The 17,824-nt window shown below is 68.4% G+C and carries 16 protein-coding genes; 6 read left to right on the top strand and 10 right to left on the bottom strand.

The annotated features are described in order from the left end of the window. Positions 1-51: 51 nt before the first annotated feature. From LCM32_RS16085 to LCM32_RS16105, 5 genes are all read left to right on the top strand, one after another. Positions 52-1,629 carry an ABC transporter substrate-binding protein gene (locus LCM32_RS16085; RefSeq protein WP_224822112.1) on the top strand — a complete coding sequence of 526 codons (1,578 nt, stop codon included), beginning with the start codon at positions 52-54 and terminating at the stop codon, positions 1,627-1,629. Positions 1,630-1,716: 87 nt separating this feature from the next. Then, on the top strand, positions 1,717-2,727 hold the full coding sequence (locus tag LCM32_RS16090; RefSeq protein ID WP_224822113.1) for an ABC transporter permease: 1,011 nt from the start codon (positions 1,717-1,719) through the stop codon (positions 2,725-2,727). A 10-nt stretch (positions 2,728-2,737) separates the two neighbouring features. Beyond that, on the top strand, positions 2,738-3,574 hold the full coding sequence (locus tag LCM32_RS16095; RefSeq protein ID WP_224822114.1) for an ABC transporter permease: 837 nt from the start codon (positions 2,738-2,740) through the stop codon (positions 3,572-3,574). Between the two features lie 2 nt (positions 3,575-3,576). Beyond that, complete coding sequence (locus LCM32_RS16100; RefSeq protein ID WP_224822115.1) at positions 3,577-4,569, top strand: ABC transporter ATP-binding protein; 993 nt, start codon at positions 3,577-3,579, stop codon at positions 4,567-4,569. Further along, positions 4,566-5,546 carry an ABC transporter ATP-binding protein gene (locus tag LCM32_RS16105; protein ID WP_224822116.1) on the top strand — a complete coding sequence of 327 codons (981 nt, stop codon included), beginning with the start codon at positions 4,566-4,568 and terminating at the stop codon, positions 5,544-5,546. The genes LCM32_RS16100 and LCM32_RS16105 overlap by 4 nt, the downstream gene beginning before the upstream one ends. 149 nt (positions 5,547-5,695) lie before the next feature. Here the strand turns inward: LCM32_RS16105 and LCM32_RS16110 are convergent, their stop codons facing one another. Continuing rightward, positions 5,696-6,433, bottom strand: a complete 738-nt coding sequence (locus LCM32_RS16110; RefSeq protein WP_224822117.1) for a GntR family transcriptional regulator — start codon at positions 6,431-6,433, stop codon at positions 5,696-5,698. A 199-nt stretch (positions 6,434-6,632) separates the two neighbouring features. Here LCM32_RS16110 and LCM32_RS16115 point away from each other — a divergent pair, with 199 nt between their 5' ends. After that, entirely contained in the window at positions 6,633-8,159 is a 1,527-nt protein-coding gene (locus LCM32_RS16115) for a serine hydrolase domain-containing protein (protein WP_224822118.1), read from the top strand. A gap of 10 nt (positions 8,160-8,169) precedes the next feature. Here the strand turns inward: LCM32_RS16115 and LCM32_RS16120 are convergent, their stop codons facing one another. The 9 genes from LCM32_RS16120 to pcaG all read right to left on the bottom strand — a co-directional run bounded on the left by LCM32_RS16120 (position 8,170) and on the right by pcaG (position 17,823). Further along, positions 8,170-9,474 carry an OpgC family protein gene (locus LCM32_RS16120; protein WP_224822119.1) on the bottom strand — a complete coding sequence of 435 codons (1,305 nt, stop codon included), beginning with the start codon at positions 9,472-9,474 and terminating at the stop codon, positions 8,170-8,172. A gap of 16 nt (positions 9,475-9,490) precedes the next feature. After that, positions 9,491-11,296: a glucans biosynthesis glucosyltransferase MdoH gene (gene mdoH / locus LCM32_RS16125; RefSeq protein WP_224822120.1), complete on the bottom strand. Its 1,806-nt coding sequence runs from the start codon at positions 11,294-11,296 to the stop codon at positions 9,491-9,493. A 138-nt stretch (positions 11,297-11,434) separates the two neighbouring features. Beyond that, a complete protein-coding gene (locus LCM32_RS16130) occupies positions 11,435-11,611 on the bottom strand; it encodes a hypothetical protein (protein WP_224822121.1) in 177 nt (58 codons plus the stop codon). Then, positions 11,608-13,179, bottom strand: coding sequence for a glucan biosynthesis protein G (locus LCM32_RS16135; RefSeq protein WP_224822210.1), 1,572 nt, complete (start codon positions 13,177-13,179; stop codon positions 11,608-11,610). Before LCM32_RS16135 ends, LCM32_RS16130 begins: the two co-directional genes overlap by 4 nt. Positions 13,180-13,518: 339 nt before the next feature. After that, the gene (locus LCM32_RS16140) at positions 13,519-13,806 is read right to left on the bottom strand and encodes an ArsR/SmtB family transcription factor (protein WP_224822122.1); all 288 of its coding nucleotides are present in this window, start codon (positions 13,804-13,806) and stop codon (positions 13,519-13,521) included. Between the two features lie 198 nt (positions 13,807-14,004). Beyond that, a complete protein-coding gene (locus LCM32_RS16145; RefSeq protein ID WP_224822123.1) occupies positions 14,005-15,084 on the bottom strand; it encodes an alcohol dehydrogenase catalytic domain-containing protein in 1,080 nt (359 codons plus the stop codon). 101 nt (positions 15,085-15,185) lie between these two features. Further along, positions 15,186-16,511, bottom strand: a complete 1,326-nt coding sequence (locus LCM32_RS16150) for a lyase family protein (RefSeq protein WP_224822124.1) — start codon at positions 16,509-16,511, stop codon at positions 15,186-15,188. A gap of 1 nt (position 16,512) precedes the next feature. Beyond that, on the bottom strand, positions 16,513-17,220 hold the full coding sequence (locus tag LCM32_RS16155; RefSeq protein WP_224822125.1) for an alpha/beta fold hydrolase: 708 nt from the start codon (positions 17,218-17,220) through the stop codon (positions 16,513-16,515). Continuing rightward, the gene (pcaG, locus tag LCM32_RS16160; RefSeq protein ID WP_224822126.1) at positions 17,221-17,823 is read right to left on the bottom strand and encodes a protocatechuate 3,4-dioxygenase subunit alpha; all 603 of its coding nucleotides are present in this window, start codon (positions 17,821-17,823) and stop codon (positions 17,221-17,223) included. Position 17,824: the final 1 nt, after the last annotated feature.

Here is a 17,824-nt window from a genome sequence, read left to right on the forward strand (position 1 = left end):
TCCGGCGGGGCATCTCCCCTCCCGTCGGGCCAACAAGGAGAACGACACGACATGACATTCCGCACCCTTCTTCTGGCCGCGACGACTGCGCTCGCCACGGCCACGATCTCTGTCTCGGCGCAGGCCCAGACCGAGATCGTCTGGGGCGAAGGCACGCCCAAGGGCCTCGACCCGCACGTCGTCTATGACGTGCCGATGCAACTCTACATGCTGAACGCCTACGACAGCCTCTACCGCTACATCGGCAACCCGCCGGAGCTGAGCAACTGGCTGGCCGAAAGCCACACCGTCAGCGAAGACGGCCTGACCTGGGAATTCACCCTGAAGCCGGGCATCACCTTCACCGACGGCTCCCCGATGACCTCGGAAGACGTAGTCTATTCGTTCCAGCGCCTGCTGGAGATCGGCAAAGGCCCGTCGGGCGCTTTCAAGCCCGTGCTGAAGCCGGAAAACGTCTCGGCCGTGGACGAGCTGACCACCCGCTTCGTCCTCGACAAGCCCTATGCGCCCTTCCTGTCGACGATGCCGCTGGTCGCGATCGTGAACAAGGACGTGGTGCAGGCGCATGAAGCCGATGGCGACTTGGGCGCCGCGTGGCTTTCGACCCACCAGGCCGGCTCGGGCTCCTACATCCTGAACGAGGACACCTACAAGCCGCTGGAAAACGCCGACTTCAACCGCAACGTCGATCACTTCTACGGCTGGGACGACAACGCGAACCCCGTCGACGTCGTGCACGTGCCGACCTTCACCGAAACCTCGACCCGGGTTCTGGCGCTGCTGCGCGGTGACACCGATGCGACCGACGGCTACCTGCCGACCGACCAGGTGGAGCGCATCAAGGCCGCCGACGGCGTCCGCGTGCAGAGCGACGAATCCATGCGGATCATGCTGATCCGGATGAACAACCAGAAGCCGCCGTTCGACAACGTGAACTTCCGTCGCTGCGTCAGCTACGCCTTCAACTACGACGGCTTCAACGAGGTCGTCCTCGGCGGCCTCGTGAAGCGCAACGTCGGCCCGCTGCCCTCGAACCTCTGGGGCGTGGACGAAAGCGTCGAAGGCTACAGCTACGACCTCGACAAGGCGAAAGAGTTCTGTGACCTCGCCCGTGAAGAGGGCGCCGACATCGACCGCAAGATCGAGATCAAGATCCTCTCGGGGCTCGACCAGACCACGCAGGCCGCACAGGTCATGCAGCAGGGTCTCGACGAGCTTGGCCTGAACGTCGAAGTCGTCGGCGACACCTGGGCGAACCTCGCCACCTCGACCGGCACCGTTGAATCCACCCCCGACATGTGGGTGCACTGGGTCTCGACCTACTTCGTCGACCCGGAAAACTGGATCGGCCAGATGTATTCGAGCCAGTTCAACGGCACCTGGAAAGCATCGTCCTGGTACGTGAACCCCCACGTCGACGACCTGCTGCAACAGGCCCGTGACGTGACCGATCAGGCGGAGCGCGAAGTGCTCTACAAGGAAGCCTATCGCACGATCGTGGACGAGGCGGCTGACGTCTGGATCTACAACACCGTCGCCCTGCGCGGCCTGAGCGATCGCCTCGAAGGCTTCAAGTTCTCCCCCGTCGGCTCTGGCGCCGACTTCCGCTGGCTCTCCGTCAAAGAGTAAGCGGCACTGCCCGGCCGGTTCCCCTTCCCGGCCGGGCTTTTTCTGCAAGACCCGACAGGCCCCTTCCCAAAGGCACCGATCCCTCCCATGCTGTTATTCCTGATCCGCCGGCTTCTGCTGATCATCCCCGTCCTCTTCGGCCTGCTGCTGCTGACCTTCTTCATGCTGCGGCTGGGTGGCAACGATCCCGCGGCCATCATGGCCGGCGACAACGCCACGCCCGAGATGATCGCCCGTATCCGCGAGGAACTGGGCCTGAACCAGCCGCTGGTGGTGCAGTTCTGGGATTACCTCGTCAGCGTGCTGCGCGGGGATTTCGGCGTCTCCCTCTTCTCCCAGCGGCCGGTGAGCGAGGACATCCTCGACAAGCTGCCCGCCACGCTGGAACTGACCCTCGTCGCCCTCGTCATCGCCACCGTCCTCGGCATCCTGCTGGGCACGCTGGCCGGTGTCTGGCGCAATTCGATCTTCGACCACAGCGTGCGGATCGTCTCGGTGGCCGGTCTGGCCACGGCCTCCTTCTGGTTCGCGATCATGCTGCAGCTGGTCTTTGCCATGGGCTTCGAGATCCTGCCGCTGCGCGGGCGGCTGCCCACGGGCATGGCGCCGCCGCCGGACATCACCGGCATGTATATCTTCGACAGTCTCGTGACCGGGCATTTCGCCATCACCTGGCAGGCGATCCTGCACATCATCATGCCCGCCGTGACGATCTCTCTCGGCGGTGTCGCGACGGTCGCGCGGTTCACCCGCTCTGCCGTGGTGGCCTCGCTGCAGAGCGAATACGCAAATTACGAACAGGCCGTCGGCTACCCCCGCCACCGCGTGGTCTTCCCCTATGTGCTGCGCAACTCGCTGGTGACGCCGGTGACGCAGGTCGGCCTGCTCTTCGGCGGCTTCATCTCCAACGCCGTCGCTGTGGAGGCCGTCTTCGACTGGCCCGGCCTCGGCTCCTACCTCGTGCAGGCGATCTTCACCTCCGACTACCAGGTGGTGCTGGCGGTGACGCTGGTGATTGGCGCGATCTATGGCGTGGTGAACATCCTCGTCGACATGACCCAAGGCTTGCTCGACCCCCGCGTCGCCGAGAAAATGTGAAGGCTCCCGCATGCTGATCCTCAAGAAATTCCTGCGCGATCTGCCCGCCGTCCTGGGCGCGCTCATCGTCCTGGCCGCGGTCATCCTCGCGATCTTTCCCGAACTGCTGGTCGACAACGTCGACCGCATCAACCGCGGCAACATCATCATGCGGCTGAAGCCGCCCTCGGCCGACATGCCCTTCGGCACCGATGACCTTGGCCGCAACATCTTTGAACGGGTGATCGTGGGCACGCGCTCGGCGCTGACGATCTCGCTCTTCGTGGTGGTCGTCTCGATGATCGTGGGCGTGCCGCTCGGGCTGATCGCGGGCTACCGCAGCGGCTGGGCCTCCAGCGCGATCATGCGGGTGACCGATGTCTTCCTCGCCGTGCCGCAGCTGATCCTCGCCATCGCGATCGCACAGCTCCTCGGACGTGGCCAGATCAGCGCCATGATCGCCCTCGCGGTGACCTACTGGCCGTTCTTCACCCGCACCGTCTATGCCGAGACGCAGAAGGTGCGCGCCTCGCTCTTCGTCGAGGCGCTGGAGGGCTACGGCGCCTCCAAGACCCGGATCATGCTGTTCCACATCCTGCCCAACGTCGCGGCCCCCGTCATCGTGCGGGCCACCGTGGGCATGGGCTTCGTGATCCTCACCGCCGCCGTGCTGGGCTTCCTCGGCGTGGGCGCGGTGCCGCCGGCGCCGGACTGGGGCCTGCAAATCTCGGAAGGACGCAAGTACCTGCCCGAGCAATGGTGGTACGCCACCTTCCCGGGCCTCGCGATCCTGCTGCTGGTGCTGGGCTTCAACCTGCTGGGCGACGGTCTGCGTGACCTTGTCGATCCCCGACTGCGGAGGTCCTGAGCATGAGCGACGCAATCCTCTCCGTCCGTGACCTGAAACTCTCGGTCAAGGGTGACGCCGGTCTGGCGCAGATCCTCGACCACGTCGATTTCTCGATCCACCCCGGCGAGGTGCTGGGGCTGGTGGGCGAAAGCGGCTGCGGCAAGTCCACCCTGATCCGCTCGATCATGGGGCTGCCGCCCAAGGGCGCCCGGATCGAAAGCGGCTCGGTCACCTTCAAGGGGCAGAGCCTGATGGACCCGAAGATCGCGCAGACCCTGCGCGGCCGCGAGATCGGCTTCATCCCGCAGGACCCGTTCCAGGCCTTCAACCCGGTCTTCACCGTGGGCGACCAGATCCTCGAGATCCTGCGCTGGAGCGGCCTGCCCGACGACCCCAAGGGCGGGCGCTACACCAAGGAGCTGCGCGCCAAGCACCGCGCCCGGCTGATCGAGGTGCTGCACGCGGTGCAGATCCCCGACCCGGAAGAGGCGCTGACCCGCTTCCCGCACCAGTTCTCGGGCGGGCAGCGGCAGCGGATCCTGATCGCCGGGGCGCTTGCCTCGCGGCCCTCGGTGATCCTCGCGGACGAACCGACCACCGCGCTCGACGTGACGACGCAGATGCAGATCCTGCGCCTGCTGCGCGAACTGGCCAAGGACTTCAACGTGGCGATGCTGTTCGTCACCCACGACTTCGGCGTGGTGGCCCAGATCTGTGACCGGGTGACGGTGATGTACGCGGGCCAGACGGTGGAAACCGGCACCACCCGCCAGATCATCGACGCGCCGCGTCATCCCTACACCGGCATGCTGATGGCCTGTCACCCCGAGCGCGCGACCGAGATCACCGGCATCCCCGGGCAGGTCTCCTCGCCGCTGACGCCGCCGCCGGGCTGCCGCTTCGCCCCGCGCTGCCCGCGCGCGACCGAGGCCTGCACCACCGCGCGGCCCGGCCTGGACCGGCGCGCCGATGGCCGCCGCATCGCCTGCATTCACGAAAAGGAAGTCGCATGACGGCCCCCCTGCTGGAAACCGTAGACCTCAAGAAACACTACGGCGGCACGCGCAAGCTTCTGCAACGGCCCAAGCCGCTGGTGAAGGCCGTGGACGGGATCGACCTGCAGCTCGCCCCGGGCGAGGTGCTGGGGCTGGTGGGCGAAAGCGGCTGTGGCAAGTCCACGCTCGCCCGCACCCTGCTGGGGCTGGAACGCGAGACCGAGGGCAAGATCCTCTTCGAGGGCAAGGACGTGGGCGGGCGCGGGGCCTCCGCCGCACGCGCGATCCGGTCCGACATCCAGTACGTGCATCAGGATCCGGGCGCGGCGCTCGATCCGTGGTGGCGCATCGGCGACACGCTGCACGAGACGCTGAAGATCCACGGCGTCACCGACAAGGCCGAGCGTGACGCCCGGATCGAGGAGATGCTGCTGGCCGTCGGGCTGAACGACAGCTTCCGCCGCCGCTATCCGCACGAGCTTTCCGGCGGGCAGCAGCGCCGCGTCGGGCTGGCGCGGACGCTTTCGCTGCGGCCCCGGCTGGTGATCCTGGACGAGCCGACCTCGGGCCTCGACCTGTCGGTGCAGGCGACCGTGCTGAAGCTGATGCTGGAGCTGCGGGCGCAATACGACCTGACGTATCTCTTCATCAGCCACGATCTCTCGGTGGTGGAGCGGCTCTGCGACCGGGTGGCGATCATGTACCTCGGCCGGATCGTCGAGATCGGCGCGGCGGAGCAGGTCTTTTCCAAGCCCGCGCATCCCTACACGCAGGCGCTTCTCGCCTCGGCCCCGACGCTGGAGCGTCAGGAGGCGGGCAAGCCGATCGAGGGCGACCCGCCGAGCCCGACCAACCGGCCGGACGGCTGTCCGTTCCACCCGCGCTGCCCGATGGCAGAAGCGGCCTGCCGGCAGTCGGTGCCGGACCTTGCAGACGTGGCAGCGGCCCATCGCGTCGCCTGCCCGCCCGCCCTGCGGACGCTGACACCGCAGTGACTGGGCGACCGGGACGGGGCGCTGCCGGGCGGGCGCGCCCCGTCTCCCGGGACAGAGCCGGACGGAGAGAGGCCGGTGTTCGGCCGGTCGGATGCTGGGATGGTTTGCGGGGCAGGGAGCCCGGGGACTGCGTGCGGCCCCTCAGGCCCTCAGGCGCCCGTTTCCTCGTTGAACCGCTCCAGCGCGTCGCGGGCCGCATTGGCCACGTAGCGCCGCATGGCCGCATCGGCGGCATCCGCATCGCGTTTCACAAGGGCCTCGATGATCGCGTCGATCTCGGCCAGCGAGTCGTGGATACGGGTCGGGTTCTCCATGGCGAGGAACCGCAGGCGGGAAATCCGCGCCAGCAGGCTGCGCAGCAGGTCGCCCGTCACCTGAAGGCCCGAGACGGTGATCATATGCTCGTTCAGCTGCACCATCATCCGCACCAGCCCGATCAGGTCGCGCTTCTCGGCGCCGGTCTTGTGGGCCCGGTGCAGGGCCAGCAGCATCGCGTCCTCGCCTTCGGGGGCCTGCTCGCAATAGGCGCGGGCAAGGCGGGCTTCCAACTCGGCGCGCAGGCCGAAGATCTCGGCCGCCTCGGCCTTGGTCAGCCGGGTGACGGCGGGGCCGCGGTGGGTGGTCACCGTCACCAGCCGCTCGTTCTCCAGCGTGCGCAGCGCCTCGCGGACAGAGGTGCGCGACGCGCCGAGCGCCTCGCAGATCTCGCGCTCCACCAGCCGCTGGCCGGGCTTCAGCCGGCCCTCGATGATCGCGGTGCGCAGGTTCTCGACCACCGCCTCGCGCACGGTCTTGGGCTGCACCAGTGCGGTGCTCAGCCCGTCGGCCAGCGTGTTCTGCTCGGCGAGCGTTTCGGTCAGGGCGGCGCGGGTGGTGGTGTCGGTCAAACGGGGCCTGTCGGTCTGGGGCGGGGCCCTTGCGGGCGGCGGCAGGCCCGCCAGATCGCGGGCACTGGAACGGAATACAGGGCCGCGGATCAGGTTGATTCGAGGCCTCTTGAATTATCATACAATATGACAAGGCTAGGCAAGCAGCATCGCCCCGGCGATGCCCCGCAGGGTCCGGCGCTACCCTTAGGAGGTTCACATGATGAAAGGCAAGGCATTCCAGTGGTCTGCGGCGGAAGCCGCCGCCTCCGACGCGGTGGCGCAATGGGCTGCGGACGGTCCGGGCGGGGCCATTGTCGGCTTTGATCGCGACGGGCTGCGCTTTGCCGTCTCGGGCGGGCTGGCGGATCTGAACCACGGGCTGCCCTTCACGCCCGACACGGTGTCGCGCTGCGCCTCGGTCACCAAGCACCTGCTCTGCGCCATGGTCCTGTCCCATCCCGAGGCGATCGCGCTGGACGATCCTCTGGGCGCGCATCTGCCAGAGCTCGCCCCGGCACTGGCGGAGGTCACGGTGGCGCGCGCGCTCTCCATGACCGGGGGGCTGGCTGACACCCGCGAAAGCCTGTCGCTGCTCGGCCTGTCCTCGGCCGCGCCGTCCGAGGCCGGGACCCTGATGGCCTACCACGCCCGGATGACCGGCCTGAACTTCGCGGCAGGGTCCGAGGTTTCCTACTCCAACGCCGGGTATCGGTTGGTGGAGGAGGCGCTGAAACGGCGCGGCCTGACGCTGGTAGGCTTCGTGGCGGAGGCGATCAACGGCCCTCTCGGCACGCGGTTCGCCGTGCCGGAGCATTGGGGCGACCCGGTGCTGGGCCTTGCGCCCGGGTATTGGCATGACGGCGCGCAGTGGCAGCCGGGCGGGCAGGGGATGCACCTGAGCGCGGCGGGCAGCCTTGCCGCATCGGCCACGGACATGGCCCGCTGGGTGGCCGCGCTGCTGGCCGGGCAGGGGGTGCTGTCCGGGCTCTGGGACGGGATGTCGGCGCAGCGGTCGCTGAGCGACGGCACCGAGACACCCTATGGTTTGGGGCTCTACCGCGTGCCGCTTGGCGATCACGTGCTGATCGGGCACAGCGGCGCACAGGCGGGCTATCGGGCGCAATTCCTGACGCTGCCCGAGGCGGGTGTCGGCGTCGTGGTGCTGTCGAACCGGGACGACGTGAAGGCGCTCTCGCTCGTCCTCGCCACCTTCGCGGCCCTGCTGGAGGCACCGATGCCGGTGCCGGTCGCGCCCGGCACCCTGCCCACGGGGCTCTATGTCGAAGCGGACGGCCCGCGGTGGGTAGAGGTCAAGGCCACCTCGCTGGTGCACATGGGCACGGAAGAGGCGCTCTATGACGGGGGCGAGGGCTGGGCCGAAAGCTGTTCCGGCACGGCGCCCATGCGACTGCGCTGGACTGGCGCGGCACTGGAGGGCTCTATCGGCCACGCTCCCTGCCGCCTGCTGCCGGTCGGGGAGGCGCCCCTGCCCGAGGGGCTGGAGGGGCACTGGCACATGCCGGAGGAAGGCGCTGTCTTCGAGATCCGGGATGGCATGGTTCACTGGGGCATCGGGCCGTCGCGACGGGCGGCCCCCCTGACCCCGCTGGGGACGGGCCGGGCGCTCTTCCTGATGGCGGACGGTCCGGCCCGCCGGCCGGTCTGCCTCGTGAAAACCGGGGCGGACAGCCTGACGCTGGGCCTCAACCGGGCGCGGGCGGTGCCCTACGTCCGGTTGCGCTGATCCACGTCCCTCAGCCGAGGAGGGCCCGCTGGCGCAGGGGGGCCGCGATGGCGGGCACCGCGCCGAAGGGGGCGACGCCGGACGGCATCGCGGGCACATGGGCCGCGGCGAAGGCCGGTCTGTAGGCCGGGCGCGGCGTGTTGGCCGGGGCCTTGGGCGCGACCCGTGCGCGGCGGGCACTGCGGGCCGAGGTCTCGCGACCCCATGCCAGCATCAGTTGCAGCGCCAGACCCAGCGGCGGCAGCACAAGGGCGGGCCACAGCAGGTGCTCGTGGGTCAGCACGACGGTCTGGAACAGCAGCGCCAGCAGCGTGCCCGCGGCAAAGACCTGCAGACCGTGGCGGCCCATCAGGCGCAGCGGCGCGGTCCAGCGGCTTTCCGCGATGGTCACCACGACGGGCAGGCAAGACAGCACGTAGGCCAGCGACAGCGCATGGGCGAAGCGCGGCAGGGCCAGGAAGGTCTTGTCCTGATTGGTGATGTGGAACGGCACGCCAGCCTCGCGCAGCGCTGTCATCGCCGCATCCATCCGCGGGCCCATGCCGGGCACGTAGAGCCACGCGAGCGAGAACAGCAGGTAGCCGACGCAGGCCCAGAAGAGGCCGCGATGCACGGGCACGAACCGTTCGCCACGGCGCATGAAGATGCCGGTCAGCAGCCCGATGGTGAAGAGCGCCTGCCACGCGAAGGGATTGAAGAACCAGCCGCCCTCGTTCGGGAAGTTGGGCAGGTTCAGCCGCACCAGCCCCGCCGTGAACCAGAGCGTCAGCGAGGCGCCCAGCGTCGCGTAGGGGAACCGTTCGGCCAGCGGGATGATCGCGGGCAGCACGAAGAGCAGCACCGCATAGGCGGGCAGGATGTTCACGTAGCCCAGCTGATGGGTCATCAGCGGGATGCCGATCACGGCCTGCAGCGGGTTCGCCAGCAGCGGCGCGAGATTGATCTCCTGCATCAACTCCGGCGCGCGGAACATCAGCACCCCGCCCGCGAAGATCGCGATGGCGGTCACCGTCAGAAGCACGTGGATCACGTAGAGCAGCCACGCCCGGGACCAGAGCGGCGCCATGGCCTGCCAGACGCCGGTGCGCGCGATCCGCTCGGGCAGGAACCGCCCGGAATAGGCCAGCCCCGCGGCGATGCCGGACATCAGGAAGAAGGCCTCGGCCGCATCGGAGAAGCCGATGTTGCGGACGGTGCCGTATTCGTAGGGATTGCCCGGCACATGGTCGATGAAGATCATCGCCAGCGCCAGACCCCGGAACATGTCGATCCGCAGGTCGCGCTTGGCCTTCACCGGGCCCTGGGGGCCGGGCATTGTGATGGGTTTAGCCTCAGGCTGTGACATGGGTGCCTCCTTCACCTGTGTCGGTCTTGGTCGCGGCCTGCGGCTCCAGCGTTTCGGGCCAGTTCGAGGTGACACCGTGGTAGAGCGTCACGACACGGGCGGCCTCCAGCTCTCCCGGCACGCGGAAGAGACGGGAACGCGCGGGGCGCGACGACCAGGAAATCAGCAGCGGTGCGGCCATCATCGGCACGCAGACCGGCAGCAGCCACAGGGCCAGCGTCGGCGCGAACTGGGTCAGCGCCGCCAGCACGAGGGTGCCCCAGGTCACGATCCAGCCGCTGGCGGCCCAGGACTGGCGCAGGGACAGACGGCCCTCGCCACGCTGGTTCGCGGGCCAGCCGCCGTCGCGGCCCATCAGGACCTGCAGCACCGCGCGGGATTGGTACATCAGCATCACCGGCGCCATCAGCGAGGACAGCAGCAGCTCTCCCAGCACCGACCGGAAGGTGGTGAAGGCCCCGCCGAAGCCCGGCGTGCGGCGCGTCGCGATGGCGTGTAGCAGGATGAGGAACTTGGGCAGGATCAGCAGGCCGATCACCCCGATGCCAAGGCCCACGATCTCGCGCGTGCGGTCGGACGGGAAGGAGGGGAAGAGCTGGTAGGGATCGGGGAAGTAATTCGGCAGCGGCGCCGTGGCGAAGGCCACGAGGCTGACGATCAGGAACGCCGCCCAGATCAGCGAGACGATATAGGCCGTGATGCCCTGAAGGAAGACGAACCGGCTCCAGAACCGCAGGCCGGGGGCGGTCAGCAGGCGGGAATGCTGCAGGTTGCCCTGGCACCAGCGGCGGTCGCGCTTGGCGTAGGAGACGATGTTCTCGGGGCCTTCCTCGTAGGAGCCGCGCAGGTCCTCGTCGAGGCGCACGATCCAGCCGGCCCGCGCCAGCAGCGCCGCCTCGACATAGTCATGCGACAGGATATGCCCGCCGAAGGGCGGACGGCCCTTGAGCTCCGGCAGGCCGCAGCTTTCGGCGAAGGCGCGCACGCGGACGATGGCATTGTGGCCCCAGAACGGGCCGGTATCGCCCTGCATATGCGCCAGCCCGCGCGAGAAGACCGGCGAGAAGAAGGTGGAGGAGAACTGCATCGCGCGGCCGAAGAGCGACTGCGCGCCCACGATCTGCGGCAGGGTCTGCAGCAGCCCGAGGCGGGGCTCCGCCACCATGCGGCGGATCATCTCGGCGATGGTCTCGCCTTCCATAAGGCTGTCGGCGTCGAGGATCACGGCAAAATCATAGGCACCGCCGGAACGGGTGATGAATTCCTCGATGTTGCCGGCCTTGCGGCCCCAGTTGTCGGTGCGGCGGCGGTAGAAGATGCGCCCTGCGCCGTCACGATCGCGGTGCAGCTTGTCGAACCACTGCCGTTCCTGCCGGGCCAGCGTGTCATCGCGGGTGTCCGAGAGGATGGCGAAATCCACGGCGCCGGTCAGCTGCGCCTCGGCAAGCGAGATGTCCATCGCGGCCACGCGCGAGAAGGTGGTGCGCGGGTCCTCGTTGCAGATCGGGACGAGCACCACGGTGCGATGCGCCCGCGGGTCGATGGCGGAGAGGTCGCCCGTTTCGATCCGGCGGGGGACCAGACCCAGCAGGGCCTGCGCCGCACCCCATGCCAGCCACGACGTCGTCATCCAGATCAGCAGCGCGCGCAGCACGTCGGTCGTCTGAAGCCCGTCCTGAATGGCGGCCTCGAAGACGAGCCCGGCCGCGCCGAGGCCCAGCAGGCTGGCAAAGCCGATCGCGACGAGGCGCGACACGAGCGTCTTGGATTTCATCGGAGCACGGTCCGGCATGTCAGAAAACTCCCCTGAACGCCCGAAACGGGCGCCATGCCGGTCGGGCCGGCGTCATCCCCTTGGGTCCGCTTTGGATCGGCGTGCCGTAAGGGGCGGACGCGCCGGGCGGGTGGTGCGGCAGGTCAGACCTGAGGGTCAGCCCTGTGCCGCACGTCCGCCGAAATGCATGAGCCGGGCAAGCAGAGACGCGCCGCGACGGGCGGGCGCCTCGAGCTGCTGGCGCGGCATCGCGAGCGGCGCGTCAGGCGGCGCGATGCTCACGTGGGCCTCGGTTTCGGGAGCTTGGTCGAACAGGTGTGCTTCGTTACTCATGCTTTGATCCACTGGTTGATCCATGTCTCTGTCAGGATTCGGTTGAACCCTTCCACATGGGCTTGCAGTTCCACGACGGCGCCGTCCGAGGCCGAAACCTCGATCACCAGCCGCCAGGTGTCGCGGCCGGGAATTTTCGAGAGGATTGCTTCGACGAGCTCGCCATTCTCAATTGTTACTTGGGGTTCAACGGCCGCATCCGCCGGAAGTTCCGACAGAAGCCCGCCGGCGAAGTCGACGACGAATTTCCGCTGATCCTCGACCGCCTCGCCGCCGGAGACACCGCCGTGGCCGGCCAGCGTGCGCAGCACGTATGCGGTGTCGGAGGTCTCATCCGGGGGCAGGTCGCCCCAGTGCATCCGGTAGGAGAATTCCAGCGCCTCGCCGGCCTTGGGCTGGGTTTCGGGCACCCAGAAGGCGACGATGTTGTCGTTGGTTTCCTTGTCGGAGGGGATCTCGACCAGCCGCACGGTGCCGGGGCCCCAGTCGCCGATCGGCTCGATCCGGCAGGAGGGGCGGCGCTCGTAGGCAGCACCCGCGTCGAGCTGTTCGCTGAAGGCGCGGTTGCGCTGCATCAGGCCGAAGGCCCGGGGCGACCGGCTGCCGATGTAGGAATTGGCCAGCTTCGACGGGTTGTTCAGCGGCCGCCAGAAGCAGCGCCCGTCCGCGTTGATCAGCGTCAGCCCGTCGCTGTCGTGCACGCGGGGGCGGTAGTCGTCGAAATCGCCCATGTCGCCCGGACCGAAGAGGAACATCGAGGTCAGGGGCGCCATGCCGATCTGCTCGACGTCATTGCGCATGTAGAGCCGCGCGGTCACTTCCATGACGGTGTCGCTGCCCGGCGTGATGACGAAGCGATAGGCCCCGGCGAGAGAGCGGCTCTCCATCGTGGCGTAAACGGTGATCGTGCCCTGCCCCTGCGCGGGGCGGTCGACGTAGAAGTTCGAGAACCGGGGGAATTCCTCGCCCGAGGCAAGGCCGGTGTTCAGCGTCAGGCCGCGGGCCGACAGCCCGTACGCGTTGTCCCGGCCAAGCGCGCGGAAGTAGGAAGCCCCGAGGAAGGCCACGACCTCGTCATAGACATCGGGGCGGTTCATCGGCGCGGTCAGGCGCATCCCGGCGACGCCCGAGAGGGCGGCATGCTCGGGGATCTTGTCCCGCAGGCCGTTCATGTAATCGAAGTCATCGGTCGAGAAGGTCAGCGGATGGGCCTGACCCTCGGCCACTTCGAAGATTTGCACCGGCTGCTTGAAGAGCCAGCCGAGGTGGAAGGCGTGCAGCTGGAATCGTGCGCCGGTCTCGTGCCAGACGGCGCGTTCGGGCAGGAAGCGGATGTTCTGGTAATCGTCGTAGCCGAGGTCGGCGATGAAGCCCGACGGCCCACCCGGCGCGGTGTAATCCTCGGTCGCGAGGCGCTGCATCTGCGCGCTCAGCTCGTCGAAGGAGAAGGCGGGGGCCGCGTCGGGCGCGGGAGCAGCCGCAGGATCGGCAGGCGTCGTCGTGTCCTGTGCGCGGGCGAGGCGCGGCAGAACGGTCAAGCAGCTGGACCCCGCCAGCAGGGCAAGCATGCGGCGGCGGTTCACGGTCGGTTCGGTGGCAATACAGCGGGAAATCGTATTGTCAGAATACAAAGGTCGGGCCTCATGAGACGACGGTACACCTAGCAAAGCCAAAGACCGTCAGGGTTGCAATCGCTGGGCTGCGGCGCGGCAATTTCACGCCATTTCCCCGGGGCTTGCCGGCTGGTACCCGCGTCCCCACAGCGCTTTAAACGCATGAGATACCAGCGGGTTCCACGAGGTTTCTGCGCCTGCGCGAAACTTCGCCGCAGCGCAGGCACGATCTCGCGTACCGGGTGTGGACGCCGCCTTCGGATCGGACGCCCACGGAAATGTCGGAAGATAAGCTCAGGAGCTGGGGTTGCAGAACAGCCTGTAAAGCAGCGCGATCATCTCGGAGGTGGCGTCGCTGGCGAGGGAGTAATAGATCGTCTTGCCGTCGCGGCGGGTCTGCACCAGACCCTCCTCGCGCAGGCGGGCCAGCATCTGGCTGACAGCGGCCTGACGGAAGTCCAGAAGCTGCTCCAACTCGCCCACCGATTTCTCGCCCGAGCCGAGGTGGCACAGGATCATCAGACGCCCTTCATGCGCCAGCGTCTTGAGGAACGCGGCGGCATTGCCCGCAGCGCGGGCCATTTCGGCAGGAGGGGCTTTGACGTCGGTCTGGTCTTCCACGGGCGTAACGGTCTTGCAGGTTTCTGTGGGCGTTATGTAACACCTTTGTAGCGCGTTTTTAAGATGGGCCATGAGGTGGGCCCGCCGCAGCACGATAAATTTTTCGCGCTGCGGCGTTCATGTCACCGGTGTTGACCCATCAGGGCCTGCGTTGGGGGCTTAGCGCAGCAGCAGCACGTTGCGCCGGGCGGCGCCGGACACGGTGTCGGCGATCGCCTCGTTGATCTCCTCCAGCCGCCAGCGGCCGGAAATCAGCTCGTCCAGCTTGATCCGGCCCTGCTGGTAGAGGTCCACGATCCACGGGATGTCGCGCCGGATGATGACGTTGCCCATCATCGAGCCCTCGATGCCCTGCGCCTGCCGCGCCAGGAGCATCGGCGAGTAAGTGGATGATTTATCTAGGTGTGGCATGCCCACGGCGATCACCCGGCCGGTCGGAACGAGGTAGCGCGGCGCGGTGTCATAGGCCGGGGCGGCCCCCACGGTGACCAGCACGCTGTCGGCGCCCTTGCCCAGAAGAGCCTTCACCGCGGCCCAGGGTTTGCCCTCGGCCAGCACCCCGTCGGTGGCCCCGAATTCGCGGGCGACGGCCAGTTTCTCCTCGGTCATGTCCACGGCGACGATCCGGCGGGCCCCGGCGAGGCGCGCGCCCTGAATGGCGTTCAGACCAACGCCGCCCGCGCCGATGACCACGACGTCCTGTCCGGGACGCACGTTGGCGGCGTTCACGGCGGCCCCCAGCCCCGTGATTACCCCGCAGGAAACGAGCGAGGCCGCCTCCATCGACATGTCGGAGGGAATCACCACGACCTGGCTCTGGTCCACCACGACCTTCTCGGCGAAGGCCCCGCAGGCCATGGCCTGCAGGATCGGCGTCCCGTCGGGCAGCGACAGCGGCCCCGGCTGCGGCACGGGCGTTTCGCAGGTCGTCGGGCTGGCCGAGGCGCAGCTGCGGCAGTGGCCGCAGGAATGGATCAGCGTGACGCAGACATGATCCCCGACCTTCAGGCCCTTCACGCCGTCGCCCAGCTTGGTGATGATACCGGCTGCCTCGTGCCCGGCGATCGTCGGCAGGGTGCCGCCAAAGCCGCCCTGCAGGAAGGAAATGTCGGAATGGCAGATCGCCACCGCCGCAATCTCGACCTCGATCTGACCCTCCCCGGGGGGCGCCAGAAGCACCTCCTCGATGGTGAGGGGTGCGTTGTATTCGCGACAGACGGCCGCCCTGATCTTTTCCACGTCTCATGCCTCCCTGACGGCAGGCCCGGACAGGGGCCTGCTGATAGGGATCACCCTAATGGAATAGAATTCCGCAAGGGAAGGGGCGATACGCCGCGCTGTTATCCCCGGACGCGGGCCGCGAAGGCGCGGGCCTCGGCCGGGGCGGTGCCAAGCTGGCGCGACATGTCGAAGAGATCGCCGAGGTCACGGTCGGGGAAGACCTTCTGCGCCTCGGTGGCAAGGTCCGAGCCCTCGGCCATCACCGTCTTGCAGATGTCCTTCACCTGCGCCTGCGCCTCGGGGCGTGGCATGTCGGCGGCAAGGCGGAAGGTCAGCGCCTCGGCCAGCATCAGGCCCTGACCTGCGTCGAGGGTCCGCTTCATGGCGGCGGCGTCGGGTTGCACCCCTGCGGCCAGTTCCTGTGCCACGTTCAGCGCCGCGCCGGTCGATAGGACCAGCTGCGGCAGCGTCAGCCATTCGGTGAACCACGCGGCCCCGTCGCGTTCGTTGCGGGGCATGGCGGCGCCCTGCATCGTGGCGTTCAGCCCCGCGACCTGCCGGCCAAGCGCCACGAGGGCGGAGGGCTGCACCGGGTTCTGCTTCTGCGGCATGGTCGAGGAGCCGCCGGTCGCGCCAAGGCGCACTTCGCCGATGCCGCTCATGGTCAGGGCGATCAGGTCCTCGCCCATCTTGCCGAGGCCAAGGGCGAGGCGGGCCATCCACGCCGACAGCGCCAGCACCGGGCTGCGATCCGCGTGCCACGACCGGCCCGGATCGCGCAGGCCAAGCGCCTCGGCCAGTTTCGCGCGGGTTTCGAGCGCGGTGTCGCCAAAGGCCGCGCCGGTGCCCGCCGCACCCGAGAGCGAGACCCAGAGCACCTGATCGCGCAGCGCGGGCAGGGCGTCGCGCAGATCCGCCAGCGGCGCGCCCCAATGGGCCACGACCGCGCCGAAGCCCACGGGCGTCGCGTGCTGGCCATAGGTGCGGCCCGCCATGGGCAGCTCGGCATGGGCCTCGGCCAGATCGGCGAGGGTGGAGAGCAGGGCCGTCAGCCCCTTCTCCATCAGGTCCAGCGCCTGCCGCATCCGCAGCATCAGCCCGGTGTCGGCGATGTCCTGCGAGGTGGCACCCCAATGGACGTATTGCGAATGCTCGGGCGCCTGCATCTCCTTGCGGAAGGCAGCGACAAGGCCGGGGACCGGCACGCCGTTGGTGGCCACGGCCTCGGCCAGACCGGAGGGGTCGAGGGGGATCTCGAGGCTGGCGCGGTGGATCGCGGCGGCCGAGACCTCGGGGATCACGCCAAGGCTGCCCTGCACCTTGGCAAGCGCGCCTTCGACCAGCAGCATGGCACGGACCTCGGCGCTGTCGGAGAAGAGCCGCCCCAGATCGCCCGCAGGGAACAGGCGGTGATAGATCGAGCTGTCGTGGACGGAGCCAGCCATGTCAGCGCCCTCCCGCGATCTGGTGCAGCAGCGCGGCCAGCCCGCGCGGATCGGAGAGGAAGGGGGAATGGCCGGTGGGCATGTCGTATCTGTCCTTCGGGTCGCAATCTGCCGCCATCTCCGCCTGTCGGGCAGGGTCGATGGTCAGGTCCTTGGTGCAGCGGATATAGGAACGCGGGGTGTTTTGCCAGTTCGTGCCCAGCCGGATCGGCTCTGCATGGGGCGCCATGGGTTCGGGCACGAGGGTGGCCTGCGCGGCGCGGCGCAGGTCGGGCGCGACATCCTGATAGAAGCGCAGGTCGTCGAGGGCGGGGTCCACGGCATAGCTGTCGCCATGGCGCCGGGCGATGCCCTTGAGCGGTGCGCGCGGCCAGCCTTCGGTCATGCCCGTCAGCGAGGCGCCATCGCGCGGCAGGAAGGCGCAGAGATAGACGAGGCGCTGGACCTTCTGCGGTGCAAGTTCGGCCGCGCGGGAGATGGCGAACCCGCCCGCGGAATGGCCGACGAGGATCGTGGGGCCCTCGGTGGCGGCCAGCACGGCCTCGGCATAGTCATCGAGGGTGAGGGTGCCGTGCGGGCGCGGGTCAGCCCCGCGCCCGGGCAGATCCGGGGCGATAGCCGCATGTCCCCGGGCCTCAAGCTCGGGGATCACGCGGTGCCAGCACCTGCCATCGTGGCAGGCGCCGTGGATCAGCACGAAACGTGCCATTCAGAGGTCGAGGAAGACCGTCTCGTCCTTGCCCTGAAGGACGATGTTGAAGCGGTAGACGCCGTCGGCCTCCTTCTTGGCGATCAGCGTGTCGACGCGGGGACGCTGCTCGATCCGCTTCAGCAGGGGATCGTTGCTGTTGTCCTCGTCCTCGAAGTAGATGCGCGTCTGCAGGCCGGTGTTGATCCCGCGGGCCACGACCCAGACCGAGATATGCGGCGCCTGCATGCCGCCGCCACGCATCGGCACGGGGCCGGGCTTGACGGTGCGCAGGGTGAATTCGCCGGTGGTGCCATCGGCGGCAAAGCGGCAGAAGCCCGAAACCTTGGGGTCCGCGCCGTCCTGACCGGGGAATTTGCCCGCGGCGTCCGGCTGCCAGCTTTCCATCATGGCATCGCGCAGCGCCCAGCCGGTGCCGTCGAAGACCTCGCCCTTGATGGTGATGATCTCACCGGCGCAGCCGTCTTCGATCGGGCTGGTGCCGATCTCTTCCGCATAGGCCCCGGCATTGCCGGCATGGGTCGGCATGCAGCCGATGTGAACGTAGGGGCCCGCGGTCTGCGACGGGCTTTCCATCAGGCGATCGTTGAGCGGTTGGACCATC

The organism is Pseudooceanicola nanhaiensis (assembly GCF_020171315.1).
GTDB classification, from domain to species: domain Bacteria; phylum Pseudomonadota; class Alphaproteobacteria; order Rhodobacterales; family Rhodobacteraceae; genus Pseudooceanicola; species Pseudooceanicola nanhaiensis_A.